The organism is Simiduia aestuariiviva, assembly GCF_014192475.1.
Taxonomy (GTDB): Bacteria; Pseudomonadota; Gammaproteobacteria; order Pseudomonadales; family Cellvibrionaceae; genus Simiduia; species Simiduia aestuariiviva.
This window is the reverse complement of record NZ_JACHXZ010000001.1, coordinates 537912-558504: the sequence shown is the minus strand read 5'-3', so window position 1 is coordinate 558504 and position 20593 is coordinate 537912. Positions and strand designations below refer to the sequence as shown.

10 protein-coding genes are annotated in these 20593 nt (G+C 55.4%); 6 read left to right on the top strand and 4 right to left on the bottom strand.

From position 1 onward, the window contains the following. Positions 1-15: 15 nt before the first annotated feature. Positions 16-1020 carry a LacI family DNA-binding transcriptional regulator gene (locus FHS30_RS02605; protein WP_183908010.1) on the bottom strand — a complete coding sequence of 335 codons (1005 nt, stop codon included), beginning with the start codon at positions 1018-1020 and terminating at the stop codon, positions 16-18. Between the two features lie 41 nt (positions 1021-1061). Next, positions 1062-2390 carry a glycoside-pentoside-hexuronide (GPH):cation symporter gene (locus FHS30_RS02600; protein ID WP_183908008.1) on the bottom strand — a complete coding sequence of 443 codons (1329 nt, stop codon included), beginning with the start codon at positions 2388-2390 and terminating at the stop codon, positions 1062-1064. 193 nt (positions 2391-2583) lie between these two features. Here FHS30_RS02600 and FHS30_RS02595 point away from each other — a divergent pair, with 193 nt between their 5' ends. The 6 genes from FHS30_RS02595 (at position 2584) to FHS30_RS02570 (ending at position 14327) form a co-directional block, all read left to right on the top strand. Then, positions 2584-4038, top strand: a complete 1455-nt coding sequence (locus tag FHS30_RS02595; protein WP_343048899.1) for a GH1 family beta-glucosidase — start codon at positions 2584-2586, stop codon at positions 4036-4038. Between the two features lie 531 nt (positions 4039-4569). Continuing rightward, positions 4570-7050 (top strand): glycoside hydrolase family 3 protein, encoded by a 2481-nt coding sequence (locus FHS30_RS02590; RefSeq protein WP_183908006.1) that lies wholly within the window; start codon positions 4570-4572, stop codon positions 7048-7050. A gap of 323 nt (positions 7051-7373) precedes the next feature. Beyond that, positions 7374-9287 carry a family 16 glycosylhydrolase gene (locus FHS30_RS02585; protein ID WP_183908004.1) on the top strand — a complete coding sequence of 638 codons (1914 nt, stop codon included), beginning with the start codon at positions 7374-7376 and terminating at the stop codon, positions 9285-9287. 118 nt (positions 9288-9405) lie between these two features. Next, positions 9406-10542, top strand: a complete 1137-nt coding sequence (locus tag FHS30_RS02580; RefSeq protein WP_183908002.1) for an FIST signal transduction protein — start codon at positions 9406-9408, stop codon at positions 10540-10542. Beyond that, entirely contained in the window at positions 10535-12427 is a 1893-nt protein-coding gene (locus FHS30_RS02575; RefSeq protein ID WP_183908000.1) for a putative bifunctional diguanylate cyclase/phosphodiesterase, read from the top strand. The genes FHS30_RS02580 and FHS30_RS02575 overlap by 8 nt, the downstream gene beginning before the upstream one ends. A 67-nt stretch (positions 12428-12494) precedes the next feature. After that, entirely contained in the window at positions 12495-14327 is a 1833-nt protein-coding gene (locus FHS30_RS02570; protein ID WP_183907998.1) for a serine/threonine protein kinase, read from the top strand. Here FHS30_RS02570 and FHS30_RS02565 read toward each other — a convergent pair. After that, positions 14324-15262 (bottom strand): diguanylate cyclase domain-containing protein, encoded by a 939-nt coding sequence (locus tag FHS30_RS02565; protein ID WP_221197120.1) that lies wholly within the window; start codon positions 15260-15262, stop codon positions 14324-14326. The two genes, FHS30_RS02570 and FHS30_RS02565, sit on opposite strands and share 4 nt — an antisense overlap. Continuing rightward, a complete protein-coding gene (locus FHS30_RS02560; protein ID WP_183907996.1) occupies positions 15247-20481 on the bottom strand; it encodes a PAS domain S-box protein in 5235 nt (1744 codons plus the stop codon). The genes FHS30_RS02565 and FHS30_RS02560 overlap by 16 nt, the downstream gene beginning before the upstream one ends. Positions 20482-20593 lie beyond the last annotated feature (112 nt).

Genomic DNA, 20593 nt, shown 5'->3' with positions numbered 1-20593 from the left:
TGAGGGCCAAGCGCACTATTTCTGCACCCGTAGCACAGAGTTGCGCTCCACCATCACTGGCGTAAAGGTGTTTTCTATCTCGAAACGTGTGTGGTCGTACACCTGCCGCAGCACCCAGTGGGTGGCCATTTCCGCCATCTCCCGCACGGGATAATTCACGGTACACAACTTCGGGTAGACAAAGCGTGAGTAGGCCACGTTATCGAAACCCACAATTGAAAGGTCATCGGGCAGGGTCATGCCGGCATCGCGCGCTGCGGCCATTGCACCGGCGGCCATTTCGTCGTTACCGCAAGCCACTGCGGTAAAGGGCCGACCACTGCTCAACAGTTTATTGAGCCCATCGACGCCCCCCTCTTCCTGAAAGTCGCCCTCAATTAAAAGGGACTCATCAAAGGTCAATTGGTGCTCAGCCAGTGCGCGCCTGTGGCCCGCAAGGCGATCTTGAGTATCCACTTTCCACAGCGGGCCGGATATATACGCGATGTCACGATGACCGGCGTCCAGTAGATATTTCGCGGCCAAGTAGCCGCCCTGTTCATTGTCTAAATTAATGCACTGCGGTTGTAAATTTTTAATATCCCGTCCCAATACCACGATGGGCGTGCCGCGCTTATTGAGCTCAACCAAAAACTCATCGCTGACCGCTTCAACATACAAGATCAGGGCATCACAGCGACGGCTGAGTAGAAAATTAACGGCGTCTTCTTCTTTGGCCGCATCACTGTGGCCGGCGGCAAAAATAGAATGGATATCGTGCTTGCGCAATTCGGTTTCAATGGCGCTCATCATCATGCCGTAGAACGGACCATGCAGCTCGGAGATCAACACGCCCACGCTGTTGGATCGACTGGAAGCCAAGCCCTTGGCGATGGCGTTGGGCCGATAGCCCAAATCCGCCATGGCCTGCAACACCTTTGCCTTGGTTTTGTCGCTGACCCGGGCGTTGTTATTCATTACCCGCGAGACGGTCGCCAGCGACACGCCCGCGCGCTCAGAAACATCGTAAATTGTGACCATGGGGCTCTAGATTCCTTATTTACACCAATGCCATCGCCGATTTACGCCGGCTGTTGCGGCAATTGCGCCTGCACGTCCAGCACCCGCTGGGTATCGAGGGTGTACCAACGCATGACCCAAGCCACCATGATGGATGTCAAGGCCGGCACCAGGGTAAAGGACAACAAAATCCCTTGCAGTGTGCGCTCAGACAGCTCGGCATTCGCCTCGTAGTCGTAAAAGGCTAACAGCCAGCCCGCCAAGGCCCCGCCAACCGCCAGCCCCAGCTTGATAAAAAAGACGACGGAGGAATATACCATGCCGGTAATGCGAATACCGGTCTTCCAATGGCCGTAATCCACCACATCAGCCATTTTTGCCCACAGCAGCGGCGTCGCCATTTGCAGGAACAAACACCACAAAAAATAGATGGCGAAGGCCAGATACAACTGATCGGGCGCCACAAAAAAACCAGCCACACAAAACACGGCGGCCATCAATTGCAGCGCGATATACGCCTTCACTTTACACACGCGCTTGGCCAAAGGCTGGGCGCAGGCGCAGCCGATAATATTGCCAATCATCCCGAGCGTGACGAAGGCGGTGACCAAATCTGCCCGCCCCAAAAAGTATTTGACGTAATAAATGGCCAAGGTACTGCGCAGCACCATGCCCGTTAACAAAATAATCGCCGCCACACACAGCACGCGCCATTGATCGTTTTGCCAAAGTGACTTGAGATCTGCCCGAATCGTGGTGCGCTGCTCAACCGGCGGAGCAACCCGCTCGCGAGTACCGGCAAAGCACAACAAAAATAACACCACGCCCAAAATACTCATGGCGCCGATGGTGAGCTGATAACCTAACGCTTGATCACCGTCACCAAAATAGGCCACCAATGGCAGGGTACAGGCGGTGACCAACAAACCACCGAGCATGCCGAACACAAAGCGATAGGATTGTACTGACACCCGCTCATGGGGCTTATCCGTCAATACGCCACCGAGTGCGGAATAGGGAATATTGATGGCGGTATAGGCGAGCATGAGCAGGCCATAGGTGACATAGGCATAAATCACCTTGCCCTGGGGCGACAGGTCGGGCGTGGTAAATGCCAGCACACTGATCACCCCAAAGGGCAGCGCCAGCCACAGCAAGTAGGGCCGAAACTTACCCCAGCGCGTCACGGTGCGATCGGCGAGTCCGCCCATCAAAGGGTCAGTCACCGCATCAAAAATGCGCACCACTAAAAACATGGTGCCCACCACGGCGGGGGAAATGCCGAAGATATCGGTATAGAAGAAGGTCAAAAACAACATGACCGTCTGAAAGATAATATTGCTCGCCGTATCGCCCAACCCGTAGGCGACTTTTTCACGGATCGTCAGCATAACTGCCCTGCCCTTTGACCGGTTCATTATTATATGGGGGCCTATCCTAAGTCAGATTCTGCCCAGTGTCTTGTGCGCCGCGAGACTCTACTTTTGGCTCAGAAATCTGCGGATATGCCTTTCGGGGTTGACCTTTTACAGGCAAAGCCCTAACCTAAATGTAAGCGCTTTCACCAGAAAGATCAATAATAGGGTGTACGACGCTGACAGGCCTTTCAGTGGCCGCAAGAGCGATAACACTAACAATACCGATGTATGGCAAGCCATCGCCACAACCGCCAATGAGTTGATTTTTGTGACCATGAAAATTTCCCTGCCGGCCAGCTCTCCACTTACCGATGACAGCTTCATCTATGGCGCTGCCACGGCGGCATTCCAGATCGAGGGCGCCGCAGACACTCGCCTGCCGTGTATTTGGGATACCTTTTGTGCCAAACCCGGCACTATCAGCGACGGCTCCGACGGTCAGGTGGCCTGTGACCACATCAACCGCTGGCAGGAAGACCTCGACCTCATAGAACACCTGAACGTAGACGCCTACCGTTTTTCCGTGTCTTGGCCGCGCGTGATGCACGCCGACGGCAGCCCCAACCCAGAGGGTTTAGCGTTTTATGTGGCGCTGCTGGATCGATTAGCAGAGAAAAACATCAAGGCCTTCGTGACCCTTTATCACTGGGATTTGCCCCAGCATTTGGAAGACGCCGGCGGCTGGCAAAATCGTGCAACGGCCTATCAATTTCAACAGTATGCCGATTTAGTCAGCCGAACCTTTGGCGATCGCGTTTACTCCTACGCCACCCTTAACGAACCTTTTTGCAGCGCCTACCTAGGCTATGAAGTGGGCATACACGCGCCCGGCATCGCCGATCAAAAGGCGGGCCGCGCCGCTGCGCACCACTTGCTACTGGCGCACGGTTTGGCCATGGACGTGCTGCGCAAAAACAGCCCCAACAGTCTCAACGGCATCGTACTCAACATGAGCCCTGGCTATGGGCGCACCGACAGTAGGGCAGATCAAGAAGCGGCCGCTTTAGCGGAAGATTTTTTGTTTCACTGGTATGCCGAGCCACTGTTTAACGGTCGCTATCCGGCGCGCGCGCTGGCCCACATTCCTGATTCTGCACACCCGCCCGTGCAACCGGGCGACATGGAAATTATCGCGCAGCCAATAGACTTTTTAGGTCTCAATTACTACACCCGCGGCATCTACCACGCAGACCCAGATACGGGCTTTGGCGAAACGGTGCCCGAGGGCGCGCCCATCACCGAGATGGGCTGGGAAGTCTACCCGCAGGGGCTAACGGATTTATTGGTGGGCCTGAATTCGCGCTATCAGCTACCTCCCGTTTTCATCACCGAAAATGGCGCCGCCATGGCGGATACCTTGACGGACGGACAGGTGCACGATGACAGCCGCGTCGACTATTTTCAAACCCACCTGCAAGCCGTACACAACGCCGTCGAGCAGGGCGTCGATGTACAGGGGTATTTTGCCTGGAGCTTAATGGACAACTTTGAGTGGGCACTGGGTTACGAAAAGCGCTTTGGCATTGTACACGTGGACTACGACACCCAAGTGCGCACGATCAAAGACAGCGGCAAAGCGCTGGCGGATTTCTTTGGCAATCGCACGCAGAAAACAACCTGAAATCTGTGCTACAAGTGCCTTTAATTTTACTTAGCTATTAGCGCCTTTAATTTTGCTATTAGTGCCTTTAACTTAAAGTCACCGCACCACGTATCGAACCCATAGGTTTAGCCGCAATTGCCAGATCTGCACGGCATTATTGATGGGCTTCAATCTACTGCACCGGGCCCGATATTGAGCCTATTTGCACACAGCTAAGCTGGGCCACTGGCAAAATTCAGAACCAAACAACACCTGTTTTATTGACTTATCTGATCATTTTCTATACCTTATGTAAGCGCTTACATTTTCTCTCAAACGCTTGCTGACGCAGCCAAAGGCCGCCGCCACTGAGATTCTGGTGAGGTCAGAGCGAGCAAGCCGAAGCGGGGAAATGCCGGCAATAAACGGCAGGACTAAATCGCTGCCCAGAATAAATTTTGCCATTTCAATGACTTGGCTGTTCAGTGCGTCAACCCGAACGGCGAAGTGGCGCGGCCAACACAGAGCTGGCCGCCTCCATTAACATCGACAACGAATTGAGACAGCCCTATGAAGACTCCTCTCGTGGCCCTGTTGTGCGGTATTGCCCTGTCGGGCTGCAGCGCCGACAACGATCAACGTAACCCTGCATCCAGCGCTGCCGATTCACCTTGGCCGACCCTTGAGCGCCCGGTACAGGATGCGGCACTGGAACAGCAGATCGATGGCCTGTTGGCAGCCATGACCCCTGAGCAAAAAGTGGGGCAAATCATTCAGCCAGAAATTCGTCACGTGACGCCCGACGATGTGCGCGATTACTTTCTAGGTTCAGTACTCAACGGTGGCGGCTCCTTTCCGCAGCAAAACAAATACGCGTCCCTCAACGATTGGCTGAGCCTCGCCGATGGCTTTTACGAAGGCTCCATGGCCGTTGACGCCGAGGTTAAAATTCCCGCGCTCTGGGGCACTGATGCCGTACACGGTCACAACAATGTGATTGGCGCAACTTTATTCCCGCACAACATCGCCCTTGGCGCCACGCACAACCCTGCGCTCATGCGCGACATCGGCGCGGTCACCGCGCGCGAAATGGCGGCCACCGGTATCACCTGGAGCTTTGCGCCCACCCTCGCCGTGGCGCGCGACGACCGCTGGGGACGCACCTACGAATCCTACAGCGAGACACCGGAATTGGTGGCGCAATACGCCACTGCCATGGTGGAAGGTTTGCAGGGTGAACAAACCTCCGACGCGTTTTTGGGCGACGGTAAAGTGATCTCTACGGCCAAGCACTTTATTGCCGATGGCGGCACCGCCGGCGGTATCGATCGCGGTGATACCCAACTGACGGAAGCTGAACTGGTGGCGTTGCACGCGCCCGGTTATTTTTCCGCCATCAAAGCTGGCGTGCAGGTGATCATGGCCTCGTTCAGCAGCTGGAACGGCGAAAAACTTCACGGCCACAAATATTTGTTAACGGATGTTTTGAAGGAAAAACTGGGCTTTGACGGTTTTGTCGTGGGTGACTGGGCCGGCCATGCATTTGTGCCCGGTTGCACCGACACCCACTGCCCCGCCGCCATCAATGCAGGCCTCGACATGTTCATGGCGCCCGATGGCAATTGGCGCGAACTCTACGCCAACACGCTGGCCGACGTGCAGGAAGGCCGCATCAGCCAAGCGCGTATAGACGACGCAGTGCGCCGCATTTTGCGCGTCAAATTGCGCGCCGGATTGTTCGACAAGGGCAAACCCTCAAGCTACCCCTTGGCGGCAAAATCGGAACTGATCGGCGCCGCCGAACACCGCGCCGTGGCCCGCCGCGCCGTGCGTGAATCAGTCGTACTACTAAAAAACCAGCAACAACTTCTGCCGCTGGCCGCCAACAGTCGCGTGTTAGTTGCGGGCGACGGCGGTCATAATCTCGGCAAGCAAACCGGTGGCTGGACCATCAGCTGGCAGGGCACCGGCAACATGAATGAAGACTTCCCCGGCGCCACCACGGTTTTTGATGGCATAGCCCAAGCCGTTCAAGTCGGTGGGGGTCAGGCCACTTACAGCGAAGACGGCAACTACACCGAAACGCCCGACGTAGCCGTGGTGGTGTTCGGTGAAAACCCCTACGCCGAAATGCAGGGCGACGTACAAGATATCGCCTACCGTTCAGCCAAAGACCTCGCGTTGCTGCAAAAATTTCGCGACGCGAAAATTCCAGTGGTGGCACTGTTTATTACCGGCCGTCCACTGGCAGTGAACCCCTTCTTAAACGCCAGCGATGCCTTTGCCGTGATTTGGCAACCGGGCACAGAGGGTGCCGGTGTTGCCGATGTACTGATCAAAAAAGCCGACGGCTCAATCAATTTTCCATTCACCGGCAAATTGAGCTTTTCGTGGCCAACACACGGGCAGCAGACGCCCTTGAACGCAGGTGACAAGGCCTATGCGCCGCTGTTTGCACAAGGTTTTGGTTTAACCAATGGCGAATCTGCACCGCACAAGTATCCGCTGGCCGTCAACCCCGCCGATGTAGCAGTGGCCGATACGCGCATCAAGTCTATCTTCCAGCGCCGCACCTTTTCACCCTGGACGCTGCAGCTCACTGGCACCGATGCCAGCCCCACCGATGTCAACGGCGCCAGTTTGAAAGTGCCCGGCATGCAGTTGCAAATGCGCGATCGCTTCATGCAGGAAGACACTCTGCAATTGAACTGGAATCAAGCTGGGCGCGCGGGCTTCTACGCCAAAACGCCACAAAACTTGCAAGGCTTTGCCGGCGGCACCTTGATTTTTGATCTGCAAGTGGCCCAGGCAGGCGACCTTTCATTACAACTGCAATGCCACGAGCAGAGCCAATGTTCGGCGCGCAAACTCGGTGATTTTGCCCGACTCGATCGCACGCAATGGCAGCAGGTGCGGGTGCCGCTCAAATGTTTAGGCGACGACCTCGGCCAAGTCAACGGCGCATTCGAAATCATAAGTGAAAACGCCGCCGAAATTCGCCTGTACAACATTCACTGGGAAAAAGGTGAACACGGTTGTCCAGCACCGTAATTGTTGCCGTTAAATTCAATGGCGCGAGCAAACTACCGGCGTCATTCAATACCAAATACGTAAAAATTCGCTCGCCATTGGCTGGGCAAACTGCACGCGATTAGCGTTCTCTCGTTAGGGCAATGGAACTGCCCACTTTTTTTACGAGGAGAGCGATAAAAGCCGGCAAGACGCTATTTTTGCAGTGGCTATAGAACGTAAAAAAACAACAAAGAATCTAAAAAACACAACAAAAAACCACAATTACAAAAGGAGTCTCACCAGAAAAAACCTACCAACTTCGCGCTGTACCTCAAATAAAAACGTAAACAAAGGTATCCGAAATGAAAGCAATGAAACTCGTCAACCACGCGCTGCTAGGGCTCGCCCTTTCCGCCGGCGCAGGCTTAGCACAAGCCCAACAGTGCCAATCAACAACGCCCGTCTGGGCCGATGAATTCAATGGTGCAGGATTAGACACCACCAAATGGGAAGCCATGGTTGGCGACGGATGCAGTTACGGCATCTGCGGATGGGGCAACAACGAACTGCAATACTACAAAGCAGACAATGCCACAGTGGCCAACGGCGTACTGACCATCACCGCGAAAAAAGAGCGCGTGCAAGCCAAAAAATACACCTCTGCACGGCTGCGCACCGCCAACATGCCCAACGGCGGCCAGTGGACCAATGGACGCTTCGAAGCGCGTATGAAATTGCCCAACGGCACTGGCATGTGGCCAGCCTTTTGGATGCTGCCCACCGATCCCGCTGTGGGTTGGCCCGAAAGCGGCGAGATCGACATCATGGAAGCCACCGGCCAAGCCGACATGTTCGTGTTCGGCACCTTGCACTATGGCCAGCCCTACCCCAACAACGAGTGGACCAGCAATCGCCTACTCAAGCAGCCCGATGCGTGGTCCGACGGCTTTCACACCTACGCCGTGGAGTGGGACACCAACGAAATGCGTTGGTACGTAGATGACCTGCTCTACTCCGTTAAGCGCCCAGAAGATTTAGGCAATCCCGCCTACTGGACCTTCGAGAATTTCCAATACCACTTCCTATTGAACTTGGCCGTCGGTGGCAACATTGGCGGTACGGTTGACGACAGCATGCTGCCGCAAACCCTGCAGGTGGACTATGTGCGCGTGTATGACTTCGGCCAGCCGTCGCTCACCGGTGAGCACATCGTAGAGCCCGGCAGCACCCACAGCTACAGCGTCATCGACGAAGCCGGTACGGGCAGCAGCTACAACTGGACCCTGCCCGCTGGCGCAACCTTGGTGTCGGGCGGCAACGGCGCCACCGTCACCGTTCAATGGGGCAGCAACGGCGGCGACTTGTCCGTGGCGGTCAGCAACAGCTGCGGCAGTCGCGATCTCGCGCTCAATGTGCATGTGGCGCCAGCGCTAAGCCAAAGTCTGGTGCACGACAATTTCGACACCCAGCGCAACCTGGCCTACACCAGCTGGACCGGCACCTTTAATCAATCGGTATCCAACCCCGCGCCAAACGCTGTGAACGGCTCTGCTACAGTGGCGCAGTACACCCGTGACAGCGGCTCGCTGTACGACGTTATCGCCGCCAGCACCGGTGATCTCGCAAATGTGGCGGATTACCTCACGGGGCAAAAAGCCTTCTATCTGGATGTGTACACCAGCGCCCCGGTGGGCACCGAGCTGTTGCTGCAGCTGGAAAACTCGGCCACCGCCACCGCCTCGAACTACCCCACCGGTCGCCACTCCAAATACATCGCGCACACCACGTCAACCAACGCGTGGCAGCGATTGAAATTTGTCTTGGAAGACCGCATCGACGGCGCCACAGGTGACACCCAAGTGGACACCCTGGTCGTGTTGATCGATCCCAACAGCAACACCGGTGACACCTACTTCCTCGACAATCTGGACACCTACGCCGCCGGCAGCCAGCCACCGGCGCAGGGCACCAGCGTTCAGGTACAGTCGGTAACTACCGGCACCGCAGGCGCGGGCAAGGGCAAGAAGTACGGCACGGCCACCGTCACGCTGGTGGACGAGCTCGGCAACCCCGTGAGCGGCGCTACGGTAACCGGTGATTTTTCCGGCACCCTGAGTGAGACCAATGCCTCTGCCGTGTCAGATGCAACCGGTAGCGCCCAGCTGCAAACCAGTCAAAGTGCGTCGGGCGGCGTGAGCGTGAATTTTTGCGTGCGCTCTGTCAGCCACCCAAGTTTGAGCTTCGACAGCGCCAACAGTGTGCAGCTCTGTCCGTAAACGCTGTCACCGTCTAGGCCGATAGGCGCGCGCCATCGGCCATATAAAATTCCGGCCCGCCCTCTGGCGGGCTTTTCCTTTGCTAGACTCAACATCAGTCCTTAGATTGAGCCCGTTCATGGAAACCTATCAGAACCTCTACCGCGACAGCCATTGGCGCGCGCCTCTGCCGGCCCAGTCCGACGCCCAGCTCATCCTCTTGTTTGGCGATCGCGCCTTGGCCCAAGACCCCGCCATCAATGCCGACCTCAAAACCCGCTTTCCCAAAGCCGACATCATTGGCTGCAGCACTTCCGGTGAGATCCTGGGCACCGAGCTGCACGATCAAAGCCTGTGCCTCACCGCCATCCACTTCGCCACCACCGAAACCCGCGTGTGCCTCGCGAGCCTAGCCGACCAAACGCTAGAAACTGCGGTGGCTACGCTGGCCGAAAATCTGGCGCAACCGGGCCTGAAATACGTGCTGGTGCTGTCCGATGGCCACCAGGTTAACGGCACTGCGCTGGTGGACAAACTCACCGCCAGCCTGCCCACCGACGTGTTGGTCACCGGCGGCTTGGCGGGCGATGGCACCCGTTTTCAGAGCACCGAGGTGTGGCACAACGGTCAGGGTGGCGAAGGCAATATTTTATTGTGTGGTTTTTACGGTCCGGACATTGTCATCGGTCACGGCAGCATGGGCGGCTGGGACCCCTTTGGCCCCGAGCGACTGATCACCCGCGCTGACAGCAATGTGCTGTACACCTTGGACGATCAACCCGCGCTGGCACTTTACAAGCGCTATCTCGGTGACCACGCCGAAGCGCTGCCGGCCTCGGCGCTGCTGTTTCCGCTATTGATCAAACGCGATGGCGAAGACGATGCGGTGATTCGCACCATCCTCGACGTCAACAGCGCCGATGAATCCATGACCTTTGCCGGCGACATGCCCGAAGGCGCCAAGGCCCAATTGATGCGGGCCAATTTTGATCGACTCATCGATGGCGCAGAATCGGCTGCGAGCGCCGCGCTCAGTCGCATAGCGTCTCAGAAAAATAGCGGTTTGGCACTGCTCATTAGCTGCGTGGGCCGGCGGCTGGTACTCAACCAGCGCATCGAAGAAGAACTGGAGGCCGTGGAAGATGTCTTGGGCGACGGCTGGCAATTCACGGGTTTCTACTCCTACGGCGAAATATCGCCCATGGTAGGCAGCGGCAGCTGTGCGTTGCACAACCAAACCATGACCATCACCACCTTGCAAGAACGCCATGCATAAACTGCTGCGCCGCCTGCTCCGCAAACACCCGCAAGACCTGCCTGAAGATACTCCCCTGCTGGCGGCCCTGTCGGAGGTATTGGCCCAACAAGACTCAGACCGCGTAATGTTAGAGCGCTCGCTCATGCTCACCTCTGAAGAGTTGAATGAGCAAAACAAAAAACTGCGGGCCCAGCTAGAGGAAAATGATCAAGTACTGCGCCAACATCGCGAGTCCTTGTCTCAGCAACGGGCGCTGCTGGATGCCAGCCCCGAAGCCATTTTTAGTTTTTCACCGGGCGGCCGCCTCACACAAATCAATCGCGCGGGCTGCCAATTTATTAACAAGGAATGGGATGAACTTAAAAACAACAGTGGCGAAGACAATCTTAACGCCATACTCAACATCATCCGCAATACCGAAGCCTTCCTTGGCGATATCGAACGCATTCGCGCCAACCCCTCACAAGTGCTCCACAACGCCATGGACACCAACGACGGCCGCCACTACGAATACCACAGCGTCGCCATCTTAAATGGCAGCGAGTACTTGGGCCGCGTCTGGTGCTTTCGCGACATTACCGAAATTCAAAAACAACAAGCCCAACTTGAGCGCCACGCCTTCTACGACACCCTGACGGGCCTGCCGAATCGCCTGCTGTTGCTCGAAAAACTTCAGCATGCGCTCTACAAGAATGAGCGCCAGCAATGTAAAACCGCCGTTATTTTTATCGACCTCGACGACTTTAAGAAAATTAACGACACCGCCGGCCACGGTCAGGGCGACAACTTTTTGGTCTCGACCAGCGCTCGCTTAGCCGGCTGTTTGCGCAGCTGCGACACCTTGGGCAGGCTGGGCGGCGATGAATTTATATTGATCATGGAAAACGTGCAGCACCAACAGGAAATTATCGCCCTATTGGATCGTATACTGCACTTATTTACCACGCCCTTTAATATTCACGAGACCAGCTATGTGGTGACCGCCAGTATTGGTATAAGCCTTGCGCCACAAGACGGCCAGCGCCCCGAAGAACTGATTCGCAAAGCCGATTTGGCAATGTATCAGGCCAAGCAGAGCGGCAAGAATAAATTCCATTTCTTTGACCCCCACCTAGAGCGCATCGCACTGCACCGCGTTGCAACGGAACAAAAACTGCGCAATGCGATCGAGAACAACGAGCTAGTGCTGCACTATCAACCCAAAGTGAATCTGGCCACGGGCGAAATCGTAGGGCTAGAAGCGCTGTTGCGCTGGCAAGCAGCAGATGGCAAATTAATCTACCCCGATCAATTTATTCCCGTCGCCGAGAGCACTGGTTTGATTCATGCCATCACCCGCTGGGTATTTAACGCCGCGCTGCAAAAGCTACACAGTTGGGCTGACACACCCATGGCGAATTTACATTTATCCATCAACGTATCGGCCCAGGACTTCGCCGACCCGGTGTTTTTGCCCACCGTGATCAGCGCGCTTCGCGCAACACCGCTGCCGCACGGTAAGTTAGAGTTTGAGCTGACAGAATCCACACTGCTGGACAATCACGAGCAAGCAAACAAAGCCATCAGCCAGCTGTTACTCTACGGCGTAGAAGTGGCCATCGACGATTTTGGCACCGGCTATTCTTCGTTTAACTATTTACAGGAAATGCGAATCCACAGCCTAAAAATTGATCGCAGCTTCATAACCGAACTGCACAATAATCCGCGTAAGCAAGCCATCGTAAAAAGTATCATCAGCGTTGGAAAAAATTTAGGATTACAGATAGTGGCCGAGGGCGTAGAAACCAAAGACGAGCACCAATGTTTAAAGCAGTTGGATTGCCACCTTGGCCAAGGCTATCTGTTCAGTCGGCCTGTTGACGAAGCCAGTCTGCTGGCATTTTTAAAGCAGCGCCAAGGGTAATCCACCTTTTACCCAACCCGCTCAAACCTGTTAGGCTGCACCACTACCGAATTGGCATCTAGCGACCATGGAACAACGTACGCTTCAGCACTTCTACATCAACGAAGAGCAATCCATTTATCTATTGAGCCACCGCGACGCCAAGAAATTAAAATCTTGGTTGAGCCTGTGCGAAGCGCAGCTAAAACGATTGGGCTACACCGGCGTTCAAATGATCGGCAAGGGCGCTTACGGCTTTGTGTTTTCCGCGAAAGACACCAGCAACCACGACTACGTATTTAAATTTTCTCGCATCACCCTGCCCCAACACGTGCAAGACCGGCTGGAAGATGAGGGTTATATGTTGTCGCAGGTGCAACTCCCCGGCGTGCCGCCGTTTGTGGAATTTCAGCGGGTACACGGGCAGTCTATTCTGGTTATGGAGCGCGCGCCGGGGGTCAACCTAGATGAATACGCCCGCCGCGTGGGGCGCCTAGCACCGCGCCTGATTTTAAAAATTGCCGCACAATTGGCCGACATTCTGCTCGGCCTGCGCAGCCAGGCCGATGCGCAACACCGGGCACCCATCGTGCATGGCGATATTAAACCCTCCAATCTCATGTGGGATGAACACACCGAACAATTGCGCCTGATCGATTGGGGGGCTGCGGTTTTTGCACAACTCGATAGCCGTGGTCAATACGCCACCAACAGCGGCTTGAGCGCACTCACGGTGGACGCCGCGCAAACCAATGCCAAGTTGGGAGATATCTATTTTATTGGCGAAGAGCAACTCAATGGCGGCCTGTCATCTCCGCGCTTTGACGAGCAGGGGGCGGCGGGTACGCTTTACGCGCTGGCCTCGGGCCAATCGAGCCGCTTTGGGCGAAATGTCATCACGCCCAACTCACTGGGGTTACCTAAAGAATTCGCACAAACGCTGACCCACCTGATGAGTAGCGAGAAGCAACAGCGCGACACTGCCGGCGATTATTGGCTCAACAATATGCGCTACATGAAGCGCATCGTCACTACCCCGCCAGAACAGCTCGACAATAACGACGCAAAAGCACTGCTGCCCATTACCAGCTACCCAAAAACCCGCGAGGTGGACACCGTGGTTTACAGCTCGCGCAAATCTTTTTTACAGCGCGAAATGGACGACGTCACCTTTGCCGCTATCGACCCAACGGAACTGGACAAATACTACAAAAACTTCCTGAGCGGCATGGGCGATACCGAGAAGGCATTTGTTACGGCCGTCAGTCATTTGGGGCGCTATCCGCTCGTGGGTGGCCTCGCCATTCACTGGGACGACGCCGGCATTCACATCGACTCCAGTCTTAATCTATACGACGAATCCCTACTGCCCGCCTTTACCACGGCGGTCAACAACATGGTGTACTTGGGGCGCGCCATCAACAAGCAAGGGGTATTTAAGAGTTGTATTTTTGATGCCCGAAAAACCCTGCACGTGGCGCGCAACAGCAGCAATGAACCGTTTCGGATTCAACCGCAGCAGCGTATTGAATTCGACATCCTGACCCCGCACAGCGGCCAAGATCAGTCGTCGCGCTCGCACTCCTATTTCGAAGATGGCGATGACCCCGACGAAATGCTGGAGCTGCCACCAGAGATTATGGCGCCCATTCGACAGATGAACAAAATTCATCACTCGGGTTGTATTATTTTTGAAAGTTTGGAAAAAGATTTAAAAATTCACAATTACTTGCGCCTGCGCGACCCCAGCCGCGAGGCTGAATTCCGCCAATGCTTAACCACTATTTTGGCCAACATCCATCACATTCAAGGGCTCGGCGTTTCGGGCTTCATGAAACTGCCCTACCGAGACACAAAAGTGTTTCCACTGCTCACCGAGCAACCCGCGCGATTTCTCGAACCTGGCCCACGCAAGCGCTAACTGCACACTTGATTGCGGCCCCGCTCTTTCGCTTGGTAGAGGCGCTTATCGGCTGCGCTAATCAATAGTTGCCGACCTTCCTCATCAGTATCTGAGCTAGGCACGATGCTGGCAATGCCCACACTCAAGGTGACGTATTTCGCCACCGTAGAATCCAGATGAGGCAACCCCAAGCTCTCAACGGCCTGCCTAAAGAGCTCACCTATGTGGCAGGCGCCCTGTAGATCGGTATTCGACAGCACACACGCAAATTCTTCACCGCCGTAGCGCGCCAGCACATCACCGGGGCGCTGCAGCACTTGCGCCATCGCTTTGGCAACCAACCGCAAGCAGTCGTCGCCACCCTGATGGCCATAGCGATCGTTATAGCGCTTGAAAAAATCGATATCGATCAGCACCATTCCGATGCTCCAATTTTCCCGCGCACACTGGCGCCATGCCTGTTCATATTCCTGCTCAAAGGCACGGCGATTGGCTAGCCCTGTGAGGGCGTCGGTCAGGGCGACGCGCTCTAGGGCTTGCGCCTGTTTTTTCAACAGTAAATGGGTGCGTACACGGGCGCGAGTGATCACTGGATTGATCGGTTTTCGAATAAAATCCACCGCGCCCATATTAAATCCGGTGGCCTCATCCTCCTCAGTAACATTTGCCGTGATAAAAATAATGGGGACGTGCTCGGTGGCGGGATCGCGTTTTAATATTTCGCAAATTTCGTAACCATTGATATCGGGCAACATGACATCGAGCAAAATGAGGTCCGGAATAATGGCGCGCGCCTGTTCGAGCGCCTTGGCCCCATCGCGCGCCATAAAAAGATCGCAATCATCTTTAAACAAATCGTAGATCAACCGAATATTGACGGCCTGATCGTCCACCACCAACATTTTTGGCTGCCCGCCCTGGCGCGGCAGCCAATCCGTTACGCTTGTTTCCACGCGGCCTCCTGCTGCAAGGATTTCAATTGCTGCACCGCCACCTCAAAGTCCATATCTTCCACCAAGGCCACCAACTCTGTCGCCGCTGCCTGAATATTGTCTGGCGCATGCTTGGCGACATCTACCGCCAATGGGATCGCCTTGAGATCGTTGTTATTGAGAAACTCCAGCAGCATGTCGCACCGCGTTTGCCATTCAGAGGCTTGCCATTGCTCGCCCTCTGGGTTCACGTTTGCGCTACAGGTGTGCTTATTGAGCAATACCACCAGGTGCGCATGGGTGGCATTGACCTCCCGACTCACGTTTTCCACCAAGCCGTTATTCAGGGCGTCGGCCAAGGATAATTGGCCAGACTCCAGCGCCGCTTCGCAATCTCCACAAAGTTGCGCAACACTGTCGGCACCCAAGGTCCCACTGATCCCCTTCAGCGAATGGATGGCGCGCACGGCCCCACTCATATCATCGGTTTTCGCCGCCGTGGTAAATAGATCCAGTTGTTTAGCGGCTTCCTCTGAGTAGCGGCCCAACATTCGACCATAGAGCGACGCGTCGCCGTTAAAGCGCTCCAACACTGCTGCAAGCGCATCTTTGGTTGAAGCCCCACTGTCATCCGGTTTGGCTTTTTTACCGAGCAACGCCAGAATGCGCGCCACCAACGCATTGCGGTCGATGGGTTTGGCGATGTGATCCGTCATGCCCGAGTCCAAACACTTTTGTCTGTCTTGCGCTGAGGCATTGGCGGTCATGGCCAGAATGGGCAGTGACGCAAAACGGCTGTCGGCCCGAATGGCACGGGTGGCCGCGTAACCATCCATGCGCGGCATCTGCACATCCATCAACACCAAATCAAATTGATTGCCGATGCGTAAAATCATATTGACGGCCTCTTGGCCGTCGGTGGCGATATTGATTTGCGCACCCGCCTGCTGCAGCATTTCCTGCGCCACTTGCCGATTGAGTGCGTTGTCTTCCACCAGCAGCAATCGCACACCGGCCAAACGTAGCTCTTTGGATTTCACCAGCTGAGGCACCACCGGCTCGTCGGACAGCGCGCGAATCACACTGTCGATCACCTGCCGTGGGGTCACGGGCTTTAATAGAAAGTTGTTAAACAATTCCACCTCTTCGCCATGGGCGGTGCTTTCTTGTCCGAAGGCCGTCACCATAACCACCATGGGTGGGGCGTGGTGCATTTCTCGAATGGCTTTTGCGGCCTCGGTGCCGCTCATTTGCGGCATGCGCCAATCCATGAGTACCACGTCGTAGTTAATACCCTCCTGCATCATGCGGTACACCTGATTAACTGCCGCTTGACCGTCGTAGACTTGATCGATGGTCCAACCGGTGGTCGCCAAACTGTGCGCCAAAATATCGGAGGTCAACTTATTGTCTTCGACAATCAACACGCGTTTATTTTTGAATTCCGGTGAAACCGCTTCGATCAACGGGGTTTCTTTTTCCACCGCTAGCTTCAAGTCAAACCAAAAGTGGCTGCCCTTGCCCTCTTCACTCTCGAGGTGTATTTCACCGTCCATCAGTGTCACCAATTCGCGACAGATAAACAGGCCCAAGCCGGTACCGCCATACCGCCGTGAGGTGGATGACTCAGCCTGCTCAAAACTCGAGAATATTTTGCTTTTCTGTTCGCTGCTGATGCCTATACCCGTATCTTCCACCGCAAAGCGGAGCGTGGCCGGCCCGTTGCCATCGCCATCGCCTTCACCTAGGTCCAAACGCTGCACCCGCACTATCACCTGCCCGTGCGGGGTGAACTTCAAGGCATTGCCCGCGAGATTAACGAGTATTTGTTGCAACCGCATGCTGTCGCCAATGAGCACACTGGGCAACCGGTGGTCGATATCGAAAATTAATTCCACATCGTATTTTGCTGTGGAGCCGGTGAGTACGCCCGCCAAATCACGCAGAAAACCTTCCAGCTCAAAGGGGTGAAGATCCAGTGACATTTTCTTTGCGTCGAGTTTGGAGAAATCGAGCACATCGTTGAGCAAATGCAGTAGAGATTTCGCCGCCCGCTGGGCCTTAACCACATAGTCTTGCTGTCGCTCATTCAGCGCCGTTTGCTGCATGAGCTGCAACATACCCAGCACTGCGTTCATGGGCGTTCGAATTTCGTGGCTCATATTGGAAATGAACGCTGACTTCGCCTCGTTGGCCGCCTCCGCCTGCGCCATTGCCGTGTGTAAGGATTCTTCAAAATCATGCCGCTGGGTGATATCAAAGTTGATCCCGGTTACCTTCACGGCGTCGCCTGATTGTGTGCGCTCCACATGGGCTGCCGCTTGAATAAACCTGATTTCTCCGCTGGGCAACACAATGCGAAAGATGGGGTTGAACTCCGCCTCACCGGCCACCGCCTGCTGAAGCAATGCGTTCGCCGCCTCTACGTCCTCTGGGTGCACGCGGTTGTACCAATGCTCGTATTGCAGATCCGTTAAATCCGCAGGGTAACCATACATCTGCAACATGCGGTCGTTCCAGTGCAGGGCATTGTCTGCCAAGGTCCAGGTCCAAACACCCAAGTCCGCCACCTTGGCAGCGGTGTTCAACTGATCGCGCGCGCTGGTAATGGCGCGCTCGTGCTCGCGCCGACTGGTTATATCGGTGGCCAAACCTAGATAGCCCGTTACGCTGCCCTTGTCGTCTTTAATCGCAGACAGTATTAAATGGGCATCGAAGGCAGCACCGGCCTTATTAACCAACCGAACCTCTCGCTCCTCCAGCCCATTTGCTTTAGCGTTGTACACCAAGGCATCAAAACCAGTGAGCGTTTGCCCCGAGGCCTCTGAGCTAATGCGCTCACACGCCACCATATCGAGCGGATCGAGAATCGACTCCGACAGCGGCTGGCCCACCACCTCGTCGGAATCATAGCCCAACAAATTTTCGGCGCCACGGTTAAACAGACTGACTTTGCCGTTCACATCGGTGGCGATAATGGCCATGCTTTTCGCCGCTTCCAACACGTTGCGCAACAAGGTGTTGACCCGCCGCAGCTCCATGTCCGCCAGCATGCGATCGGTGATATCGCTGCGCAAAGAAATGAAGCGATCGACGGAGCCCGAGGTGCCTACGAACGGGCTGATCACTGTGTCTACCCAATACAAGCTGCCATCTTTTTTGCGATTGCACATCTCGCCGCGCCACGGCTTGCCGGCGTTGATGGTTTGCCACATCTCCGCAAAAAAATCTGCATTGTGCACGCCACTGTTTAATTTTTTATGGTCTTGCCCGATGAGCTCATTTTCTTGATAACCCGTCGCCCTACAGAAATTGTCGTTGGCTTCCAAAATAGTGCCATCGAGATCGGTAATAGACAGCTGCAGTTGCGCATCGATGGTGCTAAGCAACACTTCGTTTTCGTGCAGTGCTTCGGCAAGCTGGAGTCGGTTTTCAGTTATTTCTGTAATGTCGTGATCCATGATGAACAAACCCGCGGCGTGCTCATCATTGGAATCTGGTACTAAGTGAGTCAAAAAGAACCGCCGACTGCCATCGGGCATTTGAACCTGTCGTTCAAATTGCTGGGTAATGCCGTCCATCGCGGCCTTAAATTTGGCCCGGTGTGTTTGCAACAGGTTGCTGCTGTCTACTTCGCCCAACAATCGCCCATGCAGAGATTCGCGCGAAACATGGGTAACATCCAGAAACGCCTTGTTGGCCACTTGATTGCGCAACTGCGTATCCCAAAAGCTCACTTGCGCTGGCACGGCATCTAACACGGTTTGCAATTGCCGCTGAGTTACATTGAGGTCCGCCGTGCGCGCCTGTACCTGCCCCTCTAACTTTGCATTGAGCCGTTCGATTTGTTCCATGGCGCGCTTTTCAGCGCCGATGTCGCGCAGGGTTTCGGAAATGCCCACCACCCGTCGCTGGTCATCGTAGACCGGGGCCATCGCCACTTGAACGTCTAACCAGTTGCCATCGCTGCGCCGGCGCCGGGCTTCGAAACTGGCAATGGCTTCGCCTTTGGCCAATGCTTCCAATTTCGCGTATTCACTTCCGCGCTCTGCCTCTGGCACCAGCAGGTCGATCAATCGTCGCCCCAAAATTTCTTCGGTGCGATAGCCAAACATTTGCTGTGCGCGGGTATTCCACGATGATACCCGCCCCGTGGGGTCTAACCCCACAATGGCATCGGGCGCATCGTTCATTAGCGCGGCCATTGATTTTTGTTGATCAAGTAGGTGGCGTTTGCGAGCCAGATTGGCGAGCTGCAAATAAGTAACCAAGGCAGCCAAGGCGGATAACACGAGGCCCAGCCCATAGACGTACACAGCGGACAGGCCCCGCTGTGCGAGGAAGTAGTCGTTTTCGAACTGAAGTGTCAGCTGCCACTGACGGCCGTAAACCGCGCGCGTGAGTTCATGGGAGAGCTGCGTTTTATCGAGATCAGCAGGTACTTTTTTACCGTACAGCGGCGATTCAGAGTGAACGTCCCTGAGTAGTAATTGCGTGCCCACCGTATTGAGTTCGAGCGATGCCAGCACATCGGGCAACACCAGCGGCGCGTAACTCCAACCGATACACTCCGCTAAGCGCTGGGCCTCGGTGTCGGGCGTTGCCCCCGATTTATAGACGGGCATTAACAACAGCCCGGCTTGCACCACAGCGCCGGTTTTCTGGACCAGCGTGATAGGCGCTGTAAATTGCACCTCGCCACTGCGCATAGCCTCATAAGCTGCAGCGCGGCGGTTGCCTTCGCTCGCAATATCGAGCCCGATTGCGGCGCGATTACGCGCCTCGGGAAAGATGGCTTCGATGACAAAGCGCTCGCCCGTATGGGGCGTTAATTCTTTAATGGCAAAATCGGGTCGCCCCGCTGCCCTTACGCGCGCTAAAAAGTCATCCACCTGCGGCACCGCCAGTCGACGGATGAATCCAAACCCCAACGCCCCGGGAAATTCCTCTACTACATCGCGACTATTGCTGTATAAGGCTAAACGCGGGTAAAAGTCATCATGGCCATCGGCCACCAATATCGATCCGCGCATGCCACGCAGGCCGTACTCGTATAATCGCAGCCGCTCCTCAATACGCGCCATGGTTGCCGCGGCGTCCATAGCCAATTGCTCGGCAATCGAACTGCGACGTTCGGCCAACAAATTTGCCGCAAGCGTGATAGATACCCCAACGCCCACCACAAATACCGCGATCACCCATTTTATTGCCGGCTGATAGACCTTGTCGGTTGTGCCCACCCAAACCTCCCTTTACTGCCTAGGTATAGTTATTGCTGTCTTGTTATCGCTTTAGTGTAGACGGCTCTCGGCAATGCGCCGCCCGGACGCTGGGCGCAGGACTGCCACCGGC

Coding starts and splice junctions, on each gene's coding strand:
- FHS30_RS02570 (WP_183907998.1), top strand. CDS start 12,495: ATGGAACAACGTACGCTTCAGCACTTCTACATCAACGAAGAGCAATCC.
- FHS30_RS02590 (WP_183908006.1), top strand. CDS start 4,570: ATGAAGACTCCTCTCGTGGCCCTGTTGTGCGGTATTGCCCTGTCGGGC.
- FHS30_RS02575 (WP_183908000.1), top strand. CDS start 10,535: ATGCATAAACTGCTGCGCCGCCTGCTCCGCAAACACCCGCAAGACCTG.
- FHS30_RS02580 (WP_183908002.1), top strand. CDS start 9,406: ATGGAAACCTATCAGAACCTCTACCGCGACAGCCATTGGCGCGCGCCT.
- FHS30_RS02605 (WP_183908010.1), bottom strand. CDS start 1,020: ATGGTCACAATTTACGATGTTTCTGAGCGCGCGGGCGTGTCGCTGGCG.
- FHS30_RS02585 (WP_183908004.1), top strand. CDS start 7,374: ATGAAAGCAATGAAACTCGTCAACCACGCGCTGCTAGGGCTCGCCCTT.
- FHS30_RS02600 (WP_183908008.1), bottom strand. CDS start 2,390: ATGCTGACGATCCGTGAAAAAGTCGCCTACGGGTTGGGCGATACGGCG.